This is a genomic window from Gluconacetobacter tumulisoli (genome assembly GCF_014174155.1).
Classification (GTDB): domain Bacteria; phylum Pseudomonadota; class Alphaproteobacteria; order Acetobacterales; family Acetobacteraceae; genus Gluconacetobacter; species Gluconacetobacter tumulisoli.
On record NZ_JABEQM010000004.1, the window covers coordinates 216,232 to 237,033 of the forward strand.

Annotated in this window: 17 protein-coding genes and 1 pseudogene; 7 read left to right on the top strand and 11 right to left on the bottom strand. The window is 66.7% G+C overall.

Annotation, left to right across the window (positions count from 1 at the left end; translation table 11 throughout):
- Positions 1-59: 59 nt before the first annotated feature.
- From HLH28_RS07020 to fzlA, 6 genes are all read right to left on the bottom strand, one after another.
- A complete protein-coding gene (locus HLH28_RS07020) occupies positions 60-1,037 on the bottom strand; it encodes an RluA family pseudouridine synthase (RefSeq protein ID WP_182956633.1) in 978 nt (325 codons plus the stop codon).
- The gene (locus HLH28_RS07025; RefSeq protein WP_182956636.1) at positions 1,034-2,410 is read right to left on the bottom strand and encodes a replication-associated recombination protein A; all 1,377 of its coding nucleotides are present in this window, start codon (positions 2,408-2,410) and stop codon (positions 1,034-1,036) included. Before HLH28_RS07025 ends, HLH28_RS07020 begins: the two co-directional genes overlap by 4 nt.
- Positions 2,411-2,485: 75 nt before the next feature.
- Positions 2,486-2,737 carry a hypothetical protein gene (locus tag HLH28_RS07030; protein ID WP_182956638.1) on the bottom strand — a complete coding sequence of 84 codons (252 nt, stop codon included), beginning with the start codon at positions 2,735-2,737 and terminating at the stop codon, positions 2,486-2,488.
- Positions 2,738-2,796: 59 nt separating this feature from the next.
- A complete protein-coding gene (locus HLH28_RS07035) occupies positions 2,797-3,549 on the bottom strand; it encodes an SDR family oxidoreductase (RefSeq protein ID WP_182956641.1) in 753 nt (250 codons plus the stop codon).
- 49 nt (positions 3,550-3,598) lie between these two features.
- Positions 3,599-4,795 (bottom strand): BaiN/RdsA family NAD(P)/FAD-dependent oxidoreductase, encoded by a 1,197-nt coding sequence (locus HLH28_RS07040; RefSeq protein ID WP_338029674.1) that lies wholly within the window; start codon positions 4,793-4,795, stop codon positions 3,599-3,601.
- Between the two features lie 7 nt (positions 4,796-4,802).
- A complete protein-coding gene (fzlA, locus tag HLH28_RS07045) occupies positions 4,803-5,471 on the bottom strand; it encodes an FtsZ-binding protein FzlA (protein ID WP_182956646.1) in 669 nt (222 codons plus the stop codon).
- A gap of 319 nt (positions 5,472-5,790) precedes the next feature.
- On the opposite strand from fzlA, the gene minC reads away from it, so the two are divergent.
- The 3 genes from minC to minE all read left to right on the top strand — a co-directional run bounded on the left by minC (position 5,791) and on the right by minE (position 7,753).
- Positions 5,791-6,510 (top strand): septum site-determining protein MinC, encoded by a 720-nt coding sequence (gene minC, locus HLH28_RS07050; RefSeq protein WP_182956649.1) that lies wholly within the window; start codon positions 5,791-5,793, stop codon positions 6,508-6,510.
- A gap of 122 nt (positions 6,511-6,632) precedes the next feature.
- Entirely contained in the window at positions 6,633-7,448 is an 816-nt protein-coding gene (gene minD, locus HLH28_RS07055) for a septum site-determining protein MinD (RefSeq protein WP_182956652.1), read from the top strand.
- Entirely contained in the window at positions 7,445-7,753 is a 309-nt protein-coding gene (gene minE, locus HLH28_RS07060; RefSeq protein ID WP_182956654.1) for a cell division topological specificity factor MinE, read from the top strand. Before minD ends, minE begins: the two co-directional genes overlap by 4 nt.
- A 48-nt stretch (positions 7,754-7,801) precedes the next feature.
- Here minE and HLH28_RS07065 read toward each other — a convergent pair whose 3' ends face one another.
- Positions 7,802-8,515: a GntR family transcriptional regulator gene (locus HLH28_RS07065; protein WP_182956657.1), complete on the bottom strand. Its 714-nt coding sequence runs from the start codon at positions 8,513-8,515 to the stop codon at positions 7,802-7,804.
- 77 nt (positions 8,516-8,592) lie between these two features.
- Positions 8,593-10,392, bottom strand: a complete 1,800-nt coding sequence (locus HLH28_RS07070) for an ABC transporter ATP-binding protein (RefSeq protein ID WP_182956916.1) — start codon at positions 10,390-10,392, stop codon at positions 8,593-8,595.
- A 272-nt stretch (positions 10,393-10,664) separates the two neighbouring features.
- Between HLH28_RS07070 and HLH28_RS07075 the strand changes: the two genes are divergently transcribed.
- Entirely contained in the window at positions 10,665-11,702 is a 1,038-nt protein-coding gene (locus HLH28_RS07075) for a glycosyltransferase family 4 protein (protein WP_182956660.1), read from the top strand.
- A gap of 24 nt (positions 11,703-11,726) precedes the next feature.
- On the opposite strand, the gene HLH28_RS07080 is transcribed toward HLH28_RS07075, so the two are convergent.
- On the bottom strand, positions 11,727-12,920 hold the full coding sequence (locus HLH28_RS07080) for an MFS transporter (RefSeq protein ID WP_182956664.1): 1,194 nt from the start codon (positions 12,918-12,920) through the stop codon (positions 11,727-11,729).
- A gap of 130 nt (positions 12,921-13,050) precedes the next feature.
- On the opposite strand from HLH28_RS07080, the pseudogene HLH28_RS07085 reads away from it, so the two are divergent.
- Positions 13,051-13,624 (top strand): annotated as a pseudogene (locus tag HLH28_RS07085) (ferritin-like domain-containing protein).
- Between the two features lie 39 nt (positions 13,625-13,663).
- Here the strand turns inward: HLH28_RS07085 and HLH28_RS07090 are convergent.
- Positions 13,664-14,773 carry an anhydro-N-acetylmuramic acid kinase gene (locus tag HLH28_RS07090; protein WP_182956667.1) on the bottom strand — a complete coding sequence of 370 codons (1,110 nt, stop codon included), beginning with the start codon at positions 14,771-14,773 and terminating at the stop codon, positions 13,664-13,666.
- A 223-nt stretch (positions 14,774-14,996) separates the two neighbouring features.
- Here HLH28_RS07090 and HLH28_RS07095 point away from each other — a divergent pair, with 223 nt between their 5' ends.
- Together HLH28_RS07095 and HLH28_RS07100 are read left to right on the top strand one after the other, a co-directional pair.
- Entirely contained in the window at positions 14,997-18,311 is a 3,315-nt protein-coding gene (locus tag HLH28_RS07095; RefSeq protein ID WP_182956670.1) for a glycosyltransferase, read from the top strand.
- A 247-nt stretch (positions 18,312-18,558) separates the two neighbouring features.
- On the top strand, positions 18,559-19,704 hold the full coding sequence (locus tag HLH28_RS07100; protein WP_182956673.1) for a lactonase family protein: 1,146 nt from the start codon (positions 18,559-18,561) through the stop codon (positions 19,702-19,704).
- A gap of 74 nt (positions 19,705-19,778) precedes the next feature.
- Here the strand turns inward: HLH28_RS07100 and coaA are convergent, their stop codons facing one another.
- A complete protein-coding gene (gene coaA / locus HLH28_RS07105) occupies positions 19,779-20,750 on the bottom strand; it encodes a type I pantothenate kinase (RefSeq protein ID WP_182956676.1) in 972 nt (323 codons plus the stop codon).
- Between the last annotated feature and the right edge of the window lie 52 nt (positions 20,751-20,802).

Sequence of the window (20,802 nt, forward strand, 5' to 3'; positions counted from 1 at the left end):
GGCGGGATCGGGCAACGCCCGACCCGCCTCGCCCCACCGTGTCATTGCGCTCGCCGGTCTCAGCTCCGCCGGGGCGATGCGGTGGCGCCCGGGCTGAATCCCAGTTGCCGGAACGTCTCGCGCATATGGGCCGGCAGTTCGGCCGACACGACCAGACGTCCGCCCGCCGGATGCGGCAGGTCGAGCGTGCGGGCGTGCAGGTGCAGCCGGTCGACGAATCCCTCGGGGTGGGCGGCGTCGCCGCCATATTTCGGATCGCCCAGAATCGGCGTTCCCAGCGCCTCGCAATGCACGCGCAGCTGATGCGTGCGGCCGGTCAGCGGCGACAGGGCCAGCCAGGACAGCTTGCGGCCGGCGGCATCCATTACCTCATATTCCGACAGGGCGTAGGCCGCGTCATCGTCCTTGCGCGACGCCACGACGGTCAACGCCCCGGGGCCGACCCCCAGCCGGGCCAGGGGCTGGTCGATCACCCCCGACGCCGGGGACGGCCGTCCGACGACGACCGCCCAGTAGGTCTTCTTCACGTCCCGGCCCCGGAACGCCGCGGCCAGCTTCGCCGCCACGCCCGGCGTCCGCGCCAGCAGCAGCAGCCCCGACGTGTCGCGGTCGATCCGGTGCACCAGCCGGGGACGCGGATCGTCATCCTGCGCCTTCAGCCCGTCCAGCATCGCATCGACATGATGGGTGATGCCCGGGCCGCCCTGCACCGGCAGGCCGGCGGGCTTGTTCAGCACGATCACCTGGTCGTCGGTATAGACGACCATGCCGCGGATCTCGCGCAGCAGGCGTTCGTCCAGCTCCTTGCGCGGGGCGGGCGCGGGACGGCTGGCGTCGGGGATCGGGGGAACGCGCACCGCCTGCCCGGGGGCCAGGCGGGTCGAGGTCTCGGCACGCTTGCCGTCCACCCGCACCTGGCCGGTACGGCACAGCTTCTGCAGGGCCCCTTGCGTCAGGTGGGGATAATGGCGGCGGAACCAGCGATCGAGGCGGATATCGGCCTCGTCCTCGCTGACGGTCAGGGTCACAACACTCATGACCCACGGCTTTCCCGCAGTCTGGCCCAACTGTCCAGCCGTCGCGCGATGTCGCGTTCATATCCCCGGTCGGTCGGACGATAGAGCGCCTCGCGCCGCATGCCGTCGGGAAAATAGTTCTGGCCGGAAAATCCTTCGTCCGAATCGTGGTCGTACTCATATCCCCGGCCGTAGCCCAGATCCTTCATCAGGTTGGTCGGCGCATTGAGGATATGGGCCGGTGGCATCAGGCTGCCGGTCGATTTCGCCAGTCGCCGCGCGGCCTTGTAGGCGGTATAGACGGCATTCGATTTCGGCGCCGTCCCCAGATGGACCACCAGTTGCGCCAGCGCCAGTTCGCCCTCGGGCGAGCCCAGGCGCTCGTACGTTTCCCATGCCGCCACGGCCAGCGGCAGCGCCTGCGGATCGGCCATGCCCACGTCCTCGGCAGCGAAGCGGGTCAGGCGGCGGGCGATGTAGCGCGGATCCTCGCCGCCTTCCAGCATCCGCGCGAACCAGTACAGCGCGGCGTCCGGGTCCGATCCGCGCAACGACTTATGCAGCGCGGAAATCAGGTTGTAATGTTCCTCGCGGTCCTTGTCGTACAGGACGGCGCGACGGGCCAGCAGGCCGGACAGGCCCTGCGCATCCAGCGGCTGGTCGGTGCGCACCGCCAGCACCTGTTCCACCATGTTCAGCAGGTACCGCCCGTCCCCGTCGGCCATGGCGCGCAGGGTCGCCCGGCCGTCGGGTGTCAGCGGCAGGGTCCGCCCGGATTCGGCCTCGGCCCGGGCCAGCAGGCGTTCCAGCGCCGGGTCGTCCAGCCGGCGCAGCACCAGTACCTGGCAGCGCGACAGCAGCGCGCCGTTCAGCGCGAAGGATGGATTTTCGGTGGTCGCACCCACCAGCACGACGGTCCCGTCCTCGACCACGGGTAGGAAGCCGTCCTGCTGCGCGCGATTGAAGCGATGGATCTCGTCGACGAACAGCAGCGTCCCCTTGCCGCTTTCAGCCAGGCGACGGGCGTCGTCGAACGCGCGTTTCAGGTCCGCGACGCCCGAGAAGACGGCCGACAACTGCATGAAACGCAATCCCGCCGCATCGGCCAGCAGGCGCGCGATGGTCGTCTTGCCGACGCCAGGGCCGCCCCACAGGATCAGGCTGGCCAGAGACCCGCGTTCCAGCATCCGGCGCAGGGCGCCGTCGGGGCCCAGCAGATGGTCCTGCCCGACCACGTCATCCAGCGACGCCGGACGCAGCCGGTCGGCCAGGGGCTGGGTTCGTGCCGGGGCGGTCCCGCCGCGACGATGCGGTGCGTGGCCGGTTGTCCGCGCTGCCGGCGCGGGATCGCCGAACAGATCCCCGCCGCCCGCGTTCTCGTGCCTGCCTGCCATGTTCTTGCGCCTATCCGTGTCCCGTGACGCCCATCAGATACCATGCCGGTCGTCCCGACGGAAAATCCGGACACGCTAATGCACGTTTCCGTACGAAGGCGCCCCCAGGCCGGGACAACTGCACGGCGCGCCCAGAGGCGCCTGGTACGGCAGTCGGCAGGTATATACCCCCGCCTTGCAGGTATAGCCGTACCCGGCCACCGGGCCGGGCGGCCCCGGTGGCTGGTAGGCCTGGGCCACGCCCTGGCATCCCGCGGGCAGGATGGCCAGCCCCCCGATCAGCAGCAGCGCCGCCGCGCGGCGCAGGGTCGCCGGATGTGCGCCCATGATGAACCTCCTTCCCGATAGCGGTGGAAAAGGAACGGCCGGGCCGTTCGCCCAGTTGCCTACCAGGGAAGTTCCTGGTCCAGATGGAAGAAGCCGCCCGTCGGTCCGTCTTCAGGCAGGGTTGCCAGGCGGACGCTGGTCCGCGCGCCCTCGGCCACGTCCAGCGGCGCCTGCTCGCCCCCCATGCCGGTCCGGACCCAGCCCGGATGGGCGGAATTGACCTTCACCGCCGTGTCCCGCAATTCATGCGCCAGATGCACCGTAAAGGCGTTCAGCGCGGTCTTGGACATATCATAGGCCAGGGTCAGCTTGCCGTAGATCGACGAGGCCGGGTGGCTGTGCAGCGTCAGCGATCCCAGGATGCTGGATAGGTTGACGATCCGGCCGGCCGGCGCCTTCAGGATCAGCGGCAGCAGGGTCTGCGTGACCTGCACGGTCGCAAACACGTTGACATCGAACGTCCCGCGCAGCACCGCCATCGGGGTCGCCGATGGTGGGGGCACCTCGCCGTCCGCGCCCCTGTCCAGCAGGACGCCGGCATTGTTCACCAGGATGTCCAGCCTGCCGAACGTCGCGGCGATATGGTCCCTGGCGGCGATCTGCTGAACGTCATCCACGATGTCCAGCAGCAGTCCCTCGGCCGACAGGCCCTCGCCGCGCAACTGCGCCGCGATCTCTTCCGCCTGGGCGGCCCTTCGGCCCGCGACCAGCACATGGATGCCCAACCGGCCCAGTTGCCGTGCGGTTTCCAGCCCGATGCCCCGCACGGCGCCCGTGACCAGGGCGACGCGATCCGTCCCGTTCGTCGACATGGCGTGTCCTTTCCATATCCGTTGTCCGGCCCTGCCGCCCCACCGGGCATCAGCCCCCGCCTGCGAGCGCCCGCCCCGCCGCGTGACCGCTGGCCCAGGCCCACTGGAAATTGTAACCGCCGAGCCATCCCGTCACATCCACGGCCTCGCCCACCGCATAGAGGCCCGGCACCCCCCGCGCCTCCATCGTGGCGGAGGACAGGTCCCGGGTGTCGATCCCGCCGCGCGTGACCTCGGCCTTGGCAAACCCTTCGGTTCCCGCGGGCGTCAGGATCCAGCGCGACAGAAGCTGGCCCAGACGGTTCAGCGCCGCATCCGGCATCTCGCCGACCGGGCCATCAGGCAGGTGGTGCGCCGCCAGCATCTGCGCAAGGCGTTGCGGCAGCAGCGCGCCCAGCATGGTCTGCCCTTCTATCCGTGACCGCTGCCGCTTGGCCGCGCGCAGCAGGGCCGCCGCATCGCGTCCGGGCAGCAGATCCAGGCACAAATCCTCCCCGGCCCGCCAGTACGAGGACGCCTGCAGGATGGCCGGGCCCGACAGGCCGCGATGGGTGAACAACATGGCTTCGCGGAAGCGGGCACGGCCGCATCGGGCCTCGACCTCCACCGACACCCCGGCCAGGTCGCGCATCCACGCGCCGGTTGCCGCATCGAAGGTCAGCGGCACCAGGGCAGGCGCGGTCGGCGTCACGCGCAGGCCGAACTGCCGCGCGATGTCGTGGGACAGGCCGGTCGCCCCCATCTTCGGGATCGACAGTCCGCCCGTCGCCAGCACCAGCGCCGGGGCATCGAACGTCCCCCGATCGGTTGCAACGGCGAAGCGATCGGCCTTCGTCACCCCGGTGATGCGGTGCGACAGGCGCAGGTCCACCGAACCGGCATCGCATTCCGCGCGCAGCATCTCGACGACGGCCCGCGCCGATCCGTCGCAGAACAGCTGGCCCAGCGTCTTTTCATGCCAGGCGATGCCGTGACGCTCGATCAGGGCCAGGATGTCGGCCGGCCGAAAACGGGCCAGCGCGGATTTCGCGAAATGCGGATTGCCCGACAGGAAACATCCCGCATCGGTATCGCGGTTGGTGAAATTGCAGCGGCCACCGCCGGAAATCAGGATCTTTCGCCCGGCCTCCGCCGCGTGATCCAGCACGATGACACGCCGCCCCTGCTGGCCGGCCGTCAGCGCGGCCATCAGCCCCGCCGCCCCGGCGCCAAGGACGATGACGTCGGTTTCCGTCGGTCGGGTCACGCGCGGATCAGAAATCGAGGTCGGCGTAATGATCCGGCGGCACGATTCCCGTCACCCGGTCGTTCAGCAGCGACCGGAAGCACGGCCGGGACTTGATGCGCGCATACCAGTCCTTGGCCGCCGGGGCCTTGGACCAGTCGACGTCATTGATGAAATCCAGCGACGAGAAATGCGCCGCCGCCGCGAAATCCGCCAGCGACAGCGATCCACCGGCCAGCCATTTCCGCGTTTCCGCCAGCCAGTCGATATAGGACAGGTGATAACGGATGTTGGCGTATCCCGCGCGCAGGGCATTGCCGTCGGGGTTGCCGCGACCGGAAATCCGCTTCATCACCTTTTCGTACAGCAGGTTCTGCGTGACCTCGGCGGCGAATTTTTCGTCGAACCAGGCTACCAGCCGCCGGACCTCCACCCGCTCGGCCAGGGTGCGGCCCAGCAGCGGGGTGTCGGGATAGGCTTCCTCCAGATACTCGCAGATGACGGAGGAATTGGGGATCGACAGGCCGTTTTCCTCGACCAGCAACGGCACGGTTCCCGCCGGATTGGCGGCCAGATAGTCGGGACGACGCTCCCACACCCGTTCCATCATCAATTCGAACGGCAGGCGCTTCTCGCCCAGCACAAGACGGACCTTGCGGCATGCGGGCGACAGCGGAAGATGATAGAGAATACGCATCCCATCGCTTTATTGCATCGCCCCCCGCTTCGCCAAGAGGTCCCTGCACCGGGCGGCAGAATTCGTCCATCCGGCGCCCATGGGAGGCCGTTTAAAAGCCGGTCCGCCAATCGGAATGCCGCGCAGCGCGGCACGCCCGGCATGTGTTTCCGCGTATCGGAGCGGGGCGGCCTTGATGGCCGCCCGCCGAGACGCACCGGAAACACGGATCCGATCGCTGCGGACCGAGCCTTAAACGGCCACTTTGGCTCGACAGGGCCGGCATCTCACGGTAGCTGGAACGGACCGCTTCCTCCGCAGACCGAAAGTCCGTCACGCCTTGTCAGACGACTCCCGCCCGCTGCCCCGTATCCGAGCCCGCGGCCGTTCCTTCCTGGCGCTGGTCCTGTCACCCGAGGCCGGGCTGGACGACTGGTTGCGGGGCCTGGATGCCCAGATCGCCCGCTCGCCCTCCTTTTTCGTCGGCAAGCCGATCATCCTCGATCTCGGCCTGCTGTCCGCCGACGCCGAGGGGCTGGCCGGCTTCTACCCCGCCTTGCTGGAACGCGGCGTGCGAGTCATCGGGATCGAGGGCGGCGACCGGTCATGGCCCGCCCTTGCCGGATGGGACTGGCCCAACAGCTTCGAGGGCGGCCGGGCATCGGGCGCCGTCGCGATCCCGGAGGAAGAGGAGGCCGGCGACACCCTCGTCCCGCAACCCGCCGTCCCGGCCGGAGCGCTGATCGTCGAGCGCCCCGTGCGGTCCGGCCAGTCGATCCTCCACCCTGACGGAGACGTGATCGTCATCGGATCGGTTGCCTCGGGCGCCGAGATCTCGGCCGGCGGGTCGGTCCATGTCTACGGGACCTTGCGCGGGCGGGCGATCGCCGGCATGGGCGGGCAGGCCGGGGCGCGGATCTTCGCGACCGTCATGAAGGCGGAACTCGTCGCGATCGACGGCTACTACATGATCGCCGAGGAAATCGATCCGGCCCTGACCGGCCGGCCGGTGCAGGCGCTGCTGGAGGACGACACCATCGTCGTCCGGGCGCTGGACTAGCGGGGCGGACCGGCGGCGCCCGGCGCGGCCTCCGCTTTCCCGTTGCGGACGCCATAACTCCGCCACTAGAATCACACACAGGACGCTGCAGAGCAGCGAATCCAGACAGAGGATATAGACGTATGGCGAAGGTGCTGGTTGTCACATCCGGAAAGGGCGGAGTCGGCAAGACGACATCGACCGCCGCCCTCGGCGCGGCACTGGCGCAGACGGGGAAAAACGTCGTCGTCGTCGATTTCGACGTCGGCCTGCGCAACCTCGATCTGGTCATGGGGGCGGAACGGCGCGTCGTTTTCGACCTTATCAACGTCGTGCAGGGCGACGCCAAGCTGGCCCAGGCGCTGATCCGCGACAAGCGGGTCGAAACCCTGTCCATTCTCCCGGCCTCCCAGACCCGCGACAAGGACGCGCTGACGCCCGAAGGCGTGGCCCGCGTGATGGACGAACTGCGCGAGAAGTTCGACTGGGTCATCTGCGACAGCCCGGCCGGGATCGAGCGCGGCGCGCAGCTGGCGATGTATCACGCCGACGAGGCGGTGGTCGTGACCAACCCCGAGGTCTCTTCGGTGCGCGACAGCGATCGCATCATCGGCATGCTCGACAGCACCACCGAGCGCGCCAAGAAGGGCGAGAAGATCAACAAGCATCTGCTGCTGACGCGCTACGATCCGGCCCGCGCCGCGCGGGGCGAGATGCTGCGGACCGAGGACGTGCTGGAAATCCTCTCCATCCCGCTGCTGGGCATCGTCCCGGAGAGCGAGGAAGTGCTGCGGGCATCCAATCTCGGCACCCCGGTCACCCTGTCGAATCCCAGCAGTGCCCCGGCCCGCGCCTATTTCGAGGCGGTGCGCCGCCTGGAGGGCGAGAAGCTGGACATCAGCGTCCCGAGCGAACGCAAGGGCCTGTTCGACTGGCTGTTCAAGCGGAGTGTCGCATGAGTTTCCTGGCATCCCTCTTCGGACGCAAGACCTCCGCCCCGGTCGCGCGCGACCGCCTCCAGATCCTGCTGGCCCACGAACGGGCGACCGGCGAGGGCCAGTCCGACCTGCTGGCCAAGCTGCATGAGGAAATCCTGGAGGTCATCAAGCGGCATATTTCCGTCGACCAGGACAAGGTCCAGGTGAAGATGGACCGCGGCGCCGGGGTCTCGATGCTGGAAATCGACATCGAGGTTCCCGAACTGAAGGGCAAGCCGGGCGCAAAGCCCAGCCTGGCCCCCGATACCGCCGCAGCGGCCGATTGACCTGTATCCCTCGCTGAATTCCTGTCCGAATTCAGCGAGTCTGGCCTTTCACACGGGCAGAAGCGGCTCGATCCATTTGCGCGCATATTCGAAATCGCGCACCAGCGCCTGTCGGGCCTCTTCCGGGTTGCGGGCGCGCAGGGCCACCAGCAATTCGTCATGCGGGTGGGGCACGCCCGGCGCGCGCGGCGGCGGCCCCGTCCGCGCAAGCGCATAGATCGGTCCGACGCGCGCCCACAGGCTGCGCAGGATGTTGGCCGTCAGCGGAAGGTCCGCAATGTTGGACAGCAGGGCGTGAAAATCGGCGTTGCAGGCCGCCATGCTGCCTTCGTCATGGCGTTCGCAGGCCGCCAGGAACAAATCGTTCAGCGTGCTCAATGCGTCGATTTCCGCCGTGGTCGCGCGCAATGCCGCCGCCTGCACCAGCCGGCTTTCCAGATCGACGCGCAGATTGTGGATTTCCAGGAAGCTCGCCTGCGTGATGTCGGGCACCACGGCCGTGTTCCGATCGTTCAGCTCCAGCGCCTGTTCCGAAACCAGGCGCAGCAATGCCTCGCGCACCGGGGTCGGACTCAGCCCCAGTTCGGCAGCCAAAGGCCGCAGCACCAGCCTCTGCCCCATGCGATAGCGGCTGCGGATCAGCGCGGTACGGACGTGGTTGTAGGCGTCGACACTCAGGGCCCGCCGCCCTCCATCCTCGTCCCGTTCGTTCGCTGCGCCCGCCGACCGAGGGCCGCGCCGGATCCTGCCTGCTGATGCCATACGTGTGCTATGCCTGTGGATCTATGAGCTGTACAGGGCAGGATATCCCGCCGAAGACGGCGCGCGACGCGCGCGGCCTATAACGCGCTTTCGACGATCATGGACTGACGTTCCAGGAAATCGCGATACGGTCCCTCGCTGCGTTCCAGCACGCCGACGGGGCCGTCCTGCACGATCCGGCCCTGGTCCATGACGACGATCCGGTCGAAATCGCGCAGGGTGGACAGGCGATGGGCGACCGCGATCACCGTCCGACCGACCTTCAGCCGGTCCAGCGCCTCCTGGACATGCTGCTCGCTCTCGCTGTCCAGGGCGCTGGTTGCCTCGTCCAGGATCAGGATGGGTGCGTTGCGCAGGAAGGCCCGCGCGATGGCTATGCGCTGGCGCTGGCCGCCCGACAGCTTCACGCCCCGGTCGCCGACCTCGGTCTGGAACCCCTCGGGCATCATCTGGATGAAATCACGGCAACCGGCGGCGGCGGCGGCGGCGAAGACTTCGTCGTCCGTCGCGTCCGGCCGGCCATAGCGGATATTCTCCAGGATCGAGCGCCGCAGCATCGACACGTCCTGCGGCACGACCGACATGCTGGATCGCAGGCTGTCCTCGTCCAGGTCGCGGATGTCGATCCCGTCGATCTCGATGGCGCCTCCCTGCACGTATCGCAGGCGCTGGATCAGGGCCAGGATCGTGCTCTTGCCCGAACCGGACCGCCCGACCAGCCCGACACGGGACCCGGCCTCGATCACCAGTTCGAAATGCGCCAGCACCGGGCGCGCGCCGGGATAGGCGAACGTCACGTCGCGAAATGCCACCTCGCCCCGCGACGGGCCGGGAAACGTCCGCGCGTCGGGCGAATCGACCATTTCGTGCGGCACCAGAATGGCCGACAGCGCTTCGTCCAGGCGGGCGATATGCTGGATCGTCTCGACCAGCGCCACCGCCAAGTCACGGGTGCCGTGCAAGATCATGAAGCCCAGATTCGTGACCATGACGACATCGCCGATGCTGGCCTGCCCCAGGTGCCACAGCATGACCACCCAGACCAGCAGGCCGGCCGTCAGGACCGCCGTCAGCACCGCGTGGACCAGGCGCAGCTTTTCCATGTAGCGCAGCGACGTGCCCCGGGCCCCCATTTCCTGGCGCATCGTCTCTGCCAGGCGGAGGCGTTCGTAATGCGTCATGCCGAACGAGCGGACCAGCGCCACATTATTTATGATGTCCAGCATTTCGCCATCGACGCGGGACGCCTCGGACGCATAGCGCTGGTGCAGGCCCCTGCCGCCGGCCGCCATGCGGAACATCAGGACGCACAGGCCGGCCGACAGCGTGACGATCACCCCCGCCATCAGCGGGCTGATCGTCACCATCAGCCCGATCGACAGGGCCACGTTCAGGCAGGGCGGCAGCACGTTCCACGCCGCCAGGTTTTCCAGGGTGAAGATCGAGATGGCGGACGTCGAGATGCGCGTCGCCATCGCGCCGGGCATCCGGTCCGCGAAATAGGACGCCGAATGCGCCGTCAGGTAGCGAAACAGGTCGCGACGGACATCGCCGGTGATCGCGACGAACGCATAGGTCGCGAACCAGCCCGCAACCCGCCACGACATATTGTCGAACGCGATCACGACCACCAGAATCGCGACCGCCCGCCATACCGCCGCCATGTCTCCCGCCGTATGAGCGGTCATGGTATCGACGAGAAAGCGGGTAGCGTAGGTTGCCCCGACCGTGCAGGCGACCGCCACCGCGACCGAAAGGAAGATCAGGACATGCTGGCCGGCATGACGCCGCACGTACCGAAAGACAAAGGACAGCGGCCGGTCCAGATAGCGGACCAGTTGGTCGTCGGAAATGGTGCTCTGGATATCGCTCGCCAAAATCGGCTGCCCTCTCTGCTGCCCGCCGGTCCCGTCATGGTGGATGTCGGGAAATTCCACGCCTTGACCCTGTTATCTATCCGGATCAAGGGGAAGAAAGATAGACTTCACCCCGGCCGACGCCTCGTTGATGACGGAACGGGGTCTTTCCAACCCCGTTTACCAGTAACCCGGATCACTGTCCCGGCCACGCGGCCATCGAATTGCCGTTTCCCGGTCGCACGGTAGCATCCCCTGCCCCTTTCACGCGGAAGAAAGAAGTGAACTGCCCCATGCGTATCGCCCAGGTCGCGCCCCTCCATGAAGCCGTTCCCCCCAAGCTGTATGGCGGGACCGAACGCGTCGTGTCCTTCCTGACCGAGGAACTGACGGCCATGGGCCATGACGTGACGCTGTTCGCCAGCGGCGACAGCGTGACCTCCGCCCGCCTCAACGCCTGCTGGCCGCAGGCGTTGCGCCTGGATCCCGCGATCCGCGATCCGATCGCGCCGCACATGCTGATGATGGAGCAGGTGGCGCGGGTGACGGATCAGTTCGACATTCTTCATTTCCATATGGACTACTGGCCCTTCACCCATTTCAGCCGCCAGCCCACGCCGATGCTGACCACCATGCATGGCCGGCTGGACCTGATGGAATTGCAGCCCGTTTTCACCGCGTTCCCCCATGTGCCGATCGTCTCGATCTCGGACAACCAGCGCCTGCCGCTGCCGCAGGCGCATTATGTCCGCACGGTGCTGCACGGCCTGCCGGCGACGCTGCTGACGCCGCAGCCCGGACCGCGCGATTATTTCGCCTTCCTGGGCAGGATCTGCCCGGAAAAAGGCGTAGACAAGGCAATCCGCATCGCCCGCGCGCTGGGCGTCAAGCTGAAGATCGCCGCCAAGATCGACAAGGTGGACGCCGATTATTTCGATCATGAGATCCGGCCGATGCTGGGCGACGGGGTGGAGCTGATCGGCGAGATCAACGACCAGCAGAAGCCCGCCTTCCTGTCGGGTGCCCAGGCGCTGCTGATGCCCATCGACTGGCCGGAGCCGTTCGGCCTGGTGATGATCGAAGCCATGGCCTGCGGCACGCCTGTGGTGGCCTTCCGGCGCGGATCGGTGCCAGAGGTGCTGGAAGACGGCCTGACCGGCCTGATCGTCGACGACGAGCAGGAAGCCGTCGCCGCCTGCGCCCGCCTGCCGGAGATGAACTCGACGCGAATCCGCCAGCGGTTCGAGGAACGCTTCACCGCCCGGCGCATGGCCGAGGACTATCTCGACGTCTATCGCATGTTGATCGAGCAAAAGGCCGCCGCCCGCTGAAAGGCGGGCGTCCGGAACGGGATGTCAGCGGCGGAAGGTTTCCCCGGCGATGACCTGGCGCACCAGGGCCATCGCCGCCAGGCCGGCGCCCGCCAGGGCGACGGCGGACCAGCCTGACCCGTGGAACAGGGCGGCGGCCGAAACCGATCCCGCCGCGCCCGACAGGAAGACGATGGTCATGAACAGGGCGTTCAGCCGGCCCCGTACCTCGGGCCGCAGCATGTAGATCGCCCGCATGCTGATAACCTGGTTGGTCTGCACGCCGGCATCCAGCACGATCGCGGCAAGCGCGAGCAGGACCAGCGACCGCCAGGCCAGGGCCAGTCCGGTCATCGCGAACGCCCCCGCGATCATCAGCATCGCCCCGGTCGTGGCCCGGTCGGTCAATCCCCGGTCCGCCAGGCGCCCCGCCACCGGCGCCGCCAGCGCCCCGCCCGCCCCGGCCAGGGCGAACAGCGCGATCCCGATCTGGCCCAGGCCGAACGACGGGCCAGCCAGCAGCAGCGGCACCGCCGTCCAGAACATGTTGAACGCCGCGAATGCCGCCCCCTGGTAGAATGCCCGCAAACGCAGCAGCGGCGTGTGCGCCAGCAGCCCGCCCAGGGACCCCAGGATATGCCCATATGTCAGGCCGTCGTGAACCGGCTGGCGTCGCGGCAGTTTCCGGCCCAGCGCGACCATCAGGACCAGCATCATGCCGCACGATGCCACGAACACCGCATGCCAGCCGGCATGCGCGGCCAGGATGCTGGCAAACGGACGAGCCAGCATGATGCCGCCGATCAGCCCGCCCATGACGGTGCCGACCACCCGGCCGCGATCGCGTTCCGCCGACAGATGCGACGCCAGCGGCACCAGGACCTGCGTCGCGGTGGCGAATATTCCGACGACGAATGCCATCGCCAGGAACATGACGGCCGACGACGACAGCGCCGAGCCCAGCAGGGCCACGCACAGGCAGCCCAGCGAGACCAGCACCAGCCGACGATTTTCAACGATATCGGCCAGGGACACCAGGCCGATCATCCCGCATCCATAGCCAAGCTGGGTCAGCATGACGACGCTGCCCTGCCAGGCGGGCGGCAGCCCGATATCCGGACCGATCAGCGCGATCAGGGGCTGGGCGTAATAGATATTCGCCACGACCATGCCGGCCGCGCACGCGATCAGGCGGATGACCAGGCCAGAGGGCGTCGGGACGGGCGGCGGCATGTTCATTCCCCCAGCGTATCCGACAAGATGGCGCGCGGCAAAAGCCGGAGGCGCACGCCACGGCCGCCCCTGCAACCGCGGATGGCGTATGGTCGTTGACCCGATATCGAAACCCGATCCAGCCGGAGCACCACCGATGGCAAAAGCGTTCGATACGACGAACAATACATTCTTGACGGATGTGGAGACCTTGCGCGCCCGCGCCCGGGCATCCCTCGAAAAAGGGGCGGTCACCCCTGCCTATGAAGGCGACGTGCAGACGACCATCGACCTGTTGCAGACCGTCGTGGCGACCGAACTGGTCTGCGTCCTGCGCTACACGATGCATTCGATCGCCGTGGCCGGCATCAACAGCGAAAGCTGTCGGGGCGGAATTCGCGACCCATGCCAAGGAAGAACGCGCCCACATGATGGCCGCCGCCAAACGGATCGACCAGCTTGGCGGGGTCCCCGACTTCAACCCCGAAGGGTTGGCGACGCGCGCCGCCAGCGAATATGGCGACGGCGGAAATCTGGTCGAAATGGTCCGCCAGAACCTGGTGGCGGAGCGACTGGTCATCGAACATTACCAGGAACTGATCCGCTTCTTCGGCGACCGGGATCCGACCACGCGCATCATGCTGGAGGGAATCCTTGCCGAAGAGGAGGAACATGCGACCGACATGCACGACCTGCTGATCGCGCATGAAGGCCGGCCATTCCTGTCCTGACCGTCCGGCGGGCGATCGTCCCGTCCCGGCCGATGGCCGTCAGGCGGCCCGCCACCGGGCCAGCATCCGCATCGCCGCGTCCGGCACGCCGCGCGCCGCCAGCCGCCCGCCCGTTACGGGACTGCGCGCACCCGTGGTCCCCGGGCCGGACAGGGGCAGGCCGCGTATGCTGCGAACCGCGAGGAAGCCGAAACACTGGGCCTCCAGCGCGTCGCCGTTCCACCCGACGACCTCGACCGGCGTGACGGGCGCGGCCAGACGGTCCCGCAATCCCTCCATCAGGATCGGATTGTGACGCCCGCCGCCACAGACCAGCCACTGGCGGGGCTGGAACGGAAGCGGCAGGCTGGCCACCGCCCACACCGTAAAGGCCGCAAGCGTGGCCGCCCCATCGGCGGCGGACAGGCCCGATAACGCCTCCAGCCCCCGGTGGAACGCCAGGCGATCGAGCGATTTCGGCGCTTCCCGCACGAAGAACGGATCCCCCATCAGGCGGGCCAGGGCGGCGTGGTCGACCTGGCCCGCCCGCGCCAGCATGCCGTCGCGGTCGTATGGAACGCCGGTATGGCGCAGCGCCCAGTCGTCCAGCAACGCATTGCCAGGCCCGGTGTCACATGCGACCAGCGCACCGTCCTCGCCGATCAGCGAGACGTTCGCGACCCCGCCGATATTGAGAATGGCGATCGGCCGGGGAATCTCCCGCGTCAGCGCCGCGTGGAACAGGGGGACCAGCGGCGCGCCCTCGCCGCCGGCCGCCATGTCGGCGCTACGGAAATCGTAGACAACCGGCAGGCCGGTTTCTTCTGACAGCAGGGCCGCGTCCCCGATCTGCCATGTCCGCCCTTCTTCCGGCCGATGCAGGATCGTTTGGCCATGGAATCCCACCAGATCCGCGTCACACCGCAACGCACGCACGGCCTCGACATGCTGGCGGGTCATATCGCGTTCGACCGCGCGCAGGTCGGCATCGTCGGACGACAGGCCGGCGGCACGGTCCAGCATGTCCCGCAGGCGGCGGCGCAGGGGCGCCGGATAGGGAATGGTGATCGCCGGGCCGGCGGCACGAATCGTCTCGCCGTCGGTCTCGATGCAGGCGGCATCGACCCCGTCCAACGCCGTGCCGCTCATCAAACCGATTGCCCTGATCATCCCGTCCCCTCGTCACCGGTACCGAATCGTGCCGACACGCTATCCCAGCGGCATGGATAACCAAACATTAAGCACGTCGCCGATAGGCTGGGCTTCCGTTTCGCCCGCCCGGTCAGGAGCCTCCCGCCATTTTCCCCGTATGCAGACGAATGCCCCTGAAAAGCCGGCCTGAAACACGCGTCGGATCGGCGACAAAACGCATATCAAGCCAGCTTCCGACAACATGAACGTCGATTCTCCGTCCGATACGCTCCATGACCTCGGGGGGCTGCTGCTTGGCATCGCCCGCCTGCTGCTGGCGAACGGCACCGGAATGGTCGTGGCGGAGGCGACCACGCGGAGCCTCGCCCGGGCCTGCGCCCAGCCGATGGAAGTGCGGCTGACCTACCTGGTCGACCATTTCCGTCTGGACGTGGAAACCGGATCCGGGCGCCGGGCCGACATGGTCCTGCCGATTGACGACATGCGCGTCGCGCCGACGGTCACGGCGCCGATCCTGGCCCTGGCCGTCCGGGCGGCCGGCGCAGGGTGCACCCTGGCGGACATCCGGCACGCCCTGGCATCGGCCGAACGGGAAGGAGCCGAACGGGAAGATGACGCCGGCGGCCCGGGTCGCCGGCCCGCCTGGTACAGGTTCGATCCCGCCTGGTACCTGGCCGCCTATCCCTTCGTCGCCGAGCAGATGACCTTCCTGGGGTGTGCCGACGTAACCGCCTATTTTCGGGATTTCGGCATCGGCCTGGGCCACTCGCCGAACCGGTTCTTCGACGAGTCCTGGTACCGGACCCGTTATCCCGACATCGCCGACGCCATTGCGAACGACGTTGTCCCGAGCGGATTCGTCCATTACCTGGGCTCGGGTTTTCACGAAAGATCGCCGCACTGGCTATTTGATGAGGCCTATTATCTGGAGCGTGATCCCGGCCTGTGTCAGGCGACCCTCGCCGCGCGCGGCTATCGCAATGGCTATGATCATTACCTGGCTGAAGGGGATCGTGCGGGGAAGTCCGGCCATTGGCTGTTCGACCCGGCCTTCGTGTCGGATGGCGGCTTCGACGGCCAATCCGTCGGAGGAAACGGGCCGTTCCATCATGTCATGGGCCGCCTGCCCCGGGTCCCGCCGGCGGTTACGACCTCGATCTGCTTCGATGCGATCTGGTATCTGAAAACCTATCCCGAAGTCGGGGCACAGATTGCCACCGGATCCTATTCCTGCGCCCTGCATCATTACCTGGCCAACCCGACGCCGACACTCTTCCATGCCGGCCCATGGTTTTCCGAACAATATTACCGGATCGCGCACGGCGACGTCGACGATGCGCTGAATCGCGGGATGTTCCGTTCGGGCTACGAGCATTTCCTGAAATACGGGCTGGGCGAATGCCGGCGCCCGCACGAAGACGTCGATTTGCGGGCGCATCTCGCATCCCCGACGGTTCGCGACGATCTGGAATCCGGCCGATACCTGGACGTCTTCCGGCACTGGCTGGCGACCGGCCCACATGACCAGTGCACCCCGCCGGCCACGCGTCCGGACGAAGACCAGACCAAGGCCGCGTTTCGCCAGGCGGCGCGGGACGCGATCCTTCTGCATGCGCGCGAACCCATCGATTTCACGCCTCGCGGCGCCCCGGATATAAGCGTGATCGTCGTGGTCCGCAATCATTTCGCGCTGACATTGCAGGCACTGTCCTCGGTGCGTGCCGGATGGCCGGGCAATATCGACCTGATCGTCGTGGATTCCGGGTCGAACGACGATACGATCCATATCGAACGATTCCTGACCGGCGCGACATGTATCCGGTTTCCGCAGAATATCGGCTATGTCGATGCCTGCAACGCGGCGTTGCGCCATGTCGCCGCGCCCGCCACCCTGTTCCTGAACAACGACCTGACGCTGGGGCATCAGGCCATCGAACGCGCACTGCGCCGGCTGATCTCGGCGCCCGATATCGGCGCGGTCGGCGCAAAACTGTTCCGTACAAACGGCGTTCTGCAAGAAGCGGGTTCGATCATCTGGCGCGACGGAACGACGGCCGGATATCTACGCGACCGGGAACCGGGCGTTCCAGAGGCGAATTTCGTCCGCGATGTCGATTACTGCTCGGGCGCGTTCCTGATGGTCCGCAGCGATGTCCTTCGCGCCATGGGCGGTTTCGACCCCGCGTTCTCCCCGGCGTATTACGAAGAAGTCGATTTGTGCGTACGCATGCGCAAGGTCGGATACCGGACCGTCTACGATCCGGCGATCGTCGTCCGCCACCTTGAATACGGATCATCGGACGCCGCCTTTTCCCATGGCCTGATGGTCCGCAACCATCGTGTCTTCGCCGGGAAACATCGTGATATCCTGCGTTACTGCTACCCGCGCAACGACGAAAACGCCGTGTTCGCCCGCACCACCCGCCAGGATCGCCGGAGGATCCTGTATATCGAAGACAGGATCCCGCTGCGCCATCTGGGGTCGGGCTATGTCCGCTCGAACGACATCATACGCGTGATGGTGGATCTGGGTTACCACGTCACCATTTTTCCGATCAGCGCGTTCCCGTCCAGCCTGGCCGGAATTTATCGGGACTTTCCAGACAGCGTGGAGGTCCTGCACGACCGCAACATCGATATGCTGGCCGATTTCGTTCGGGGCCGGTCGCGCTACTACGACCTGACATGGGTCGGCCGGACCCATAATCTGGATCGCCTTCTGCCCGTGCTGGCCGCGACATCGGCCGACCTGCCGGTCAACGGGTTCATCCTGGACACCGAATGCATCGCCGCCCCCCGCACCGCCGCGCGCGCGCGCGTGCTGGGCCTGCCACCCCCGCCCCCCTTGCAGGATGCCCTGCGCGCCGAGCTGGCCTGTGCCTATTTCTGCCAGCAGATCGTCACGGTCAACGCGTACGACGCCGACCTGGCGCGGCAGGCGGGGTTCGAAAATATCTCGATCCTGGGTCACATGATCACGCCCCGGCCAACCATGAGGCGCTGGAGCGAGCGGAAGGACATGCTGTTCCTCGGCGCCATTCATGACATGGGATCGCCGAATTACGACAGCCTGGACTGGTTCGTGACGCAGGTCCTGCCATTGCTGCCGGCGACGTTCCATCTGTCGGTGGCGGGCCATGTCGGCCCCACGGTCCATTTCAGCGCATTTGCCGGCAACAGCCGTGTCAGGTTCCTGGGGCCGGTGGACGATCCGGCCCCGCTCTACGACCAGCATCGGGTTTTCGTCGCCCCGACCCGCTTTGCCGGGGGCATGCCCTACAAGATCCATGAGGCCGCGTCCTACGGCCTGCCCATCGTCGCCACCGATCTGCTGTGCACCCAGACGGGGTGGACGGATGGGCAGGAGATCGTATCCGGCGGCACCGGCGATCCCCGATCCTTCGCCGCGGCGATCGTGGCCCTTCACGACGATCCCGCCTTGTGGACGACCGTCCGGAATGGCGCGCTGCGTCGCCTGATGCAGGAAAACGGTCCCGATTCCTACCGGGACAGACTTGCCGACGTCCTGAATGGCGTTCTGGCACATATGCGATGATGATCGTGTTACTCGATCACCGCAAAGAAAAATATAGATCGAACAAAATAGTCATACAGACAATTTCAAAATAATATTCGACAAAATACGCCGATTAATACTACATAATTTCTTGTTTCGCGTTCACATTAAGATATAAATTCTAGAAATCCTATTCAGATAAAATTAAGTTTACCCAATTTCATTCCCGATGTCCGTCGGATATCAATTCGGGTGAATGTAAATAAATACGTCTGCAAGGTGAACAATGCGTCTCAGGGTCCTGTCCACGTTCTGCGTCTCGATGGCGCTGGCCACCGCCGCGCATGCCGAAACCGTCGTTTCGGCCAACGATGCCCACTCCATCCTGCAAAACGGGGTGCAGGTCCTGCCCAAGCCGCTGAAGCCCGATACGCTGTCGGTCCTGGACCAGGGATCCAACGGGGTGTGGGCGGTCCGCTCCAGCGTCGCCGTGCCGGTCAGCGTCGTCGGACCGCCGACCGGCCTGGAACTGACGCCGGACGGCAAGATCGCGCTGGTCTCCTCGGCGACGAAGGCCGATCCGGCGCATGACAAGATCGTTCCCGACGACCGCATCAGCGTCGTCGACCTGTCCGGGCCGAAGCCCCGCGTGATCCAGCAGGTCCAGTCCGCCCCCGGCACCACCACATTGCGCATCACGCCGGACCAGAAGCACGTGCTGGTCGCCAATGGCGCGGGGGGCGTCCTGACCTGGTTCCGTTTCGACGGACGCAAGCTCAGCGACCGGAAGATCATCCCGCTGCCCGTGGCGGCCGGCTTTCCCGGCGGCGTGGCGATCACCCCGGACGGCAAGCGTGCGCTGGTCAGCCTGTGGAAGGGGGACAAGGTCTTCGTCCTGCATATCGACGGCGACACGATCACCGTCGATCCGCAGCCGCTCGATATCAAGCCCGGCCCGTGGAACATCCGGCTGACCCGTGACGGGCATTACGCCGTCATGGGCATCCTGGGCCATGGCGAGGGTCTGCCCGGTGCCCTGTCCGTGCTGGACCTGACGGCGTCGCCGATCCGCGAGATCCAGCGCATCGTCGTGCCGAACGCACCCGAGGGACTGGATATCTCGCCCGACGGCCGCTTCGTCGCCGTCGTGTCCCAGAACGGGTCCGCCGTCCTGCCGACATCGCCGCTTTATCATGATCGGGGGATCGTGACCGTGCTTTCGCTGGCCGACGGCCACCTGGCCCAGCTGGCGCAGGCGCCGGGCACGCTCTGGCCGCAGGGCCTGATCTTCGCACCGGACGGCAAGTCCATCCTAGTCCAGGGGGTCATGGACCGGATGTTGCGCACCCTGTCCTGGGATGGCACCACGCTTGCGGTCAAGGGCGACGCCCCACTGCCGGGCGGGGGCGCGGATATCGAGCGGCAACGCTGATCCAGGCCGGAACAACGGCTGCCGGGACAGGATTCCCTGTCCCGGCAGCCGCCAAATGCGTTTTCAACGCCCTTTCAGAGGTGGCGTAGCCGGACCTCACCGACCGCGTGCGACCGTTCCTTGCGCACGATCAGCCGCGCGCGCTCCCGCGTCGGCAGGATATTGGCCTCCAGGTTCGGAAGGTTGATCCGGCTCCAGATCCTTCGGGCCACGGCTTCCGCCTCGGCCGGCGGAAGGTCACGGTAATGGTGGAAATAAGAGGTCGGCTTGCGGAATGCCGTCCGTTGCAGCAGCAGGAAGCGATCCACGTACCACGATTCGATATCCGCCGTCGCGGCGTCGAGATAGATCGAGAAATCGAAGAAATCCGACGCCACGGCGGACCGGTCGCTGCCGGTCTGCAGCACGTTCAGCCCTTCGAAAATCAGGATGTCGGGCCGGTCGACGACCTGAAAGCGATCCGGCACGATATCGTAGGCGTCGTGCGAGTAATAGGGGACCTCCAGATGGCGTTCCCCTGCCTTCGCCGCCGCCAGGAAAGAGATCATCCGGCGCAGGTCGTAGCTTTCGGGAAAGCCCTTGCGCTGCATGAGGTCGCGTTCCTCCAACTCGCGCGTCGGCAGGAGGAACCCGTCGGTGGTCACCAAATCGACCCGAGGATGATCGGGCCAGCGCGAGAGAACCGCCTGCAGCAAGCGGGCAAACGTGCTCTTGCCCACGCCGACGCTGCCGGCGATGCCGATGATGAACGGCACCGTGATGCGGGGACAACCCAGGAACGCACTTTCCACCATGCTGTTCAGGCTGCGCAGCGCCGTTACGTGCAGGTTCAGCAGACGCGACAGCGGCAGGTAGATCTCGGTAATGTCGGACAGCGATACCGGCTCGTTCCGGCCCCGCAGGACCGCGATCTCGTCCTCGGACAATGAAAGCGGCACATTCGCACGCAGTGCTGCCCATTCCGACCGCGAAAAGGTCAGATATGGCACCGCCGTCTCACTCTCACGGAACACGCTCTGGCCCCAGTGCGGGGGATCTGAAGCCATTCTCTATCGCCGGGACGGAAAACCGTCGCCCCGTGTCGCCTGACCTGCCATG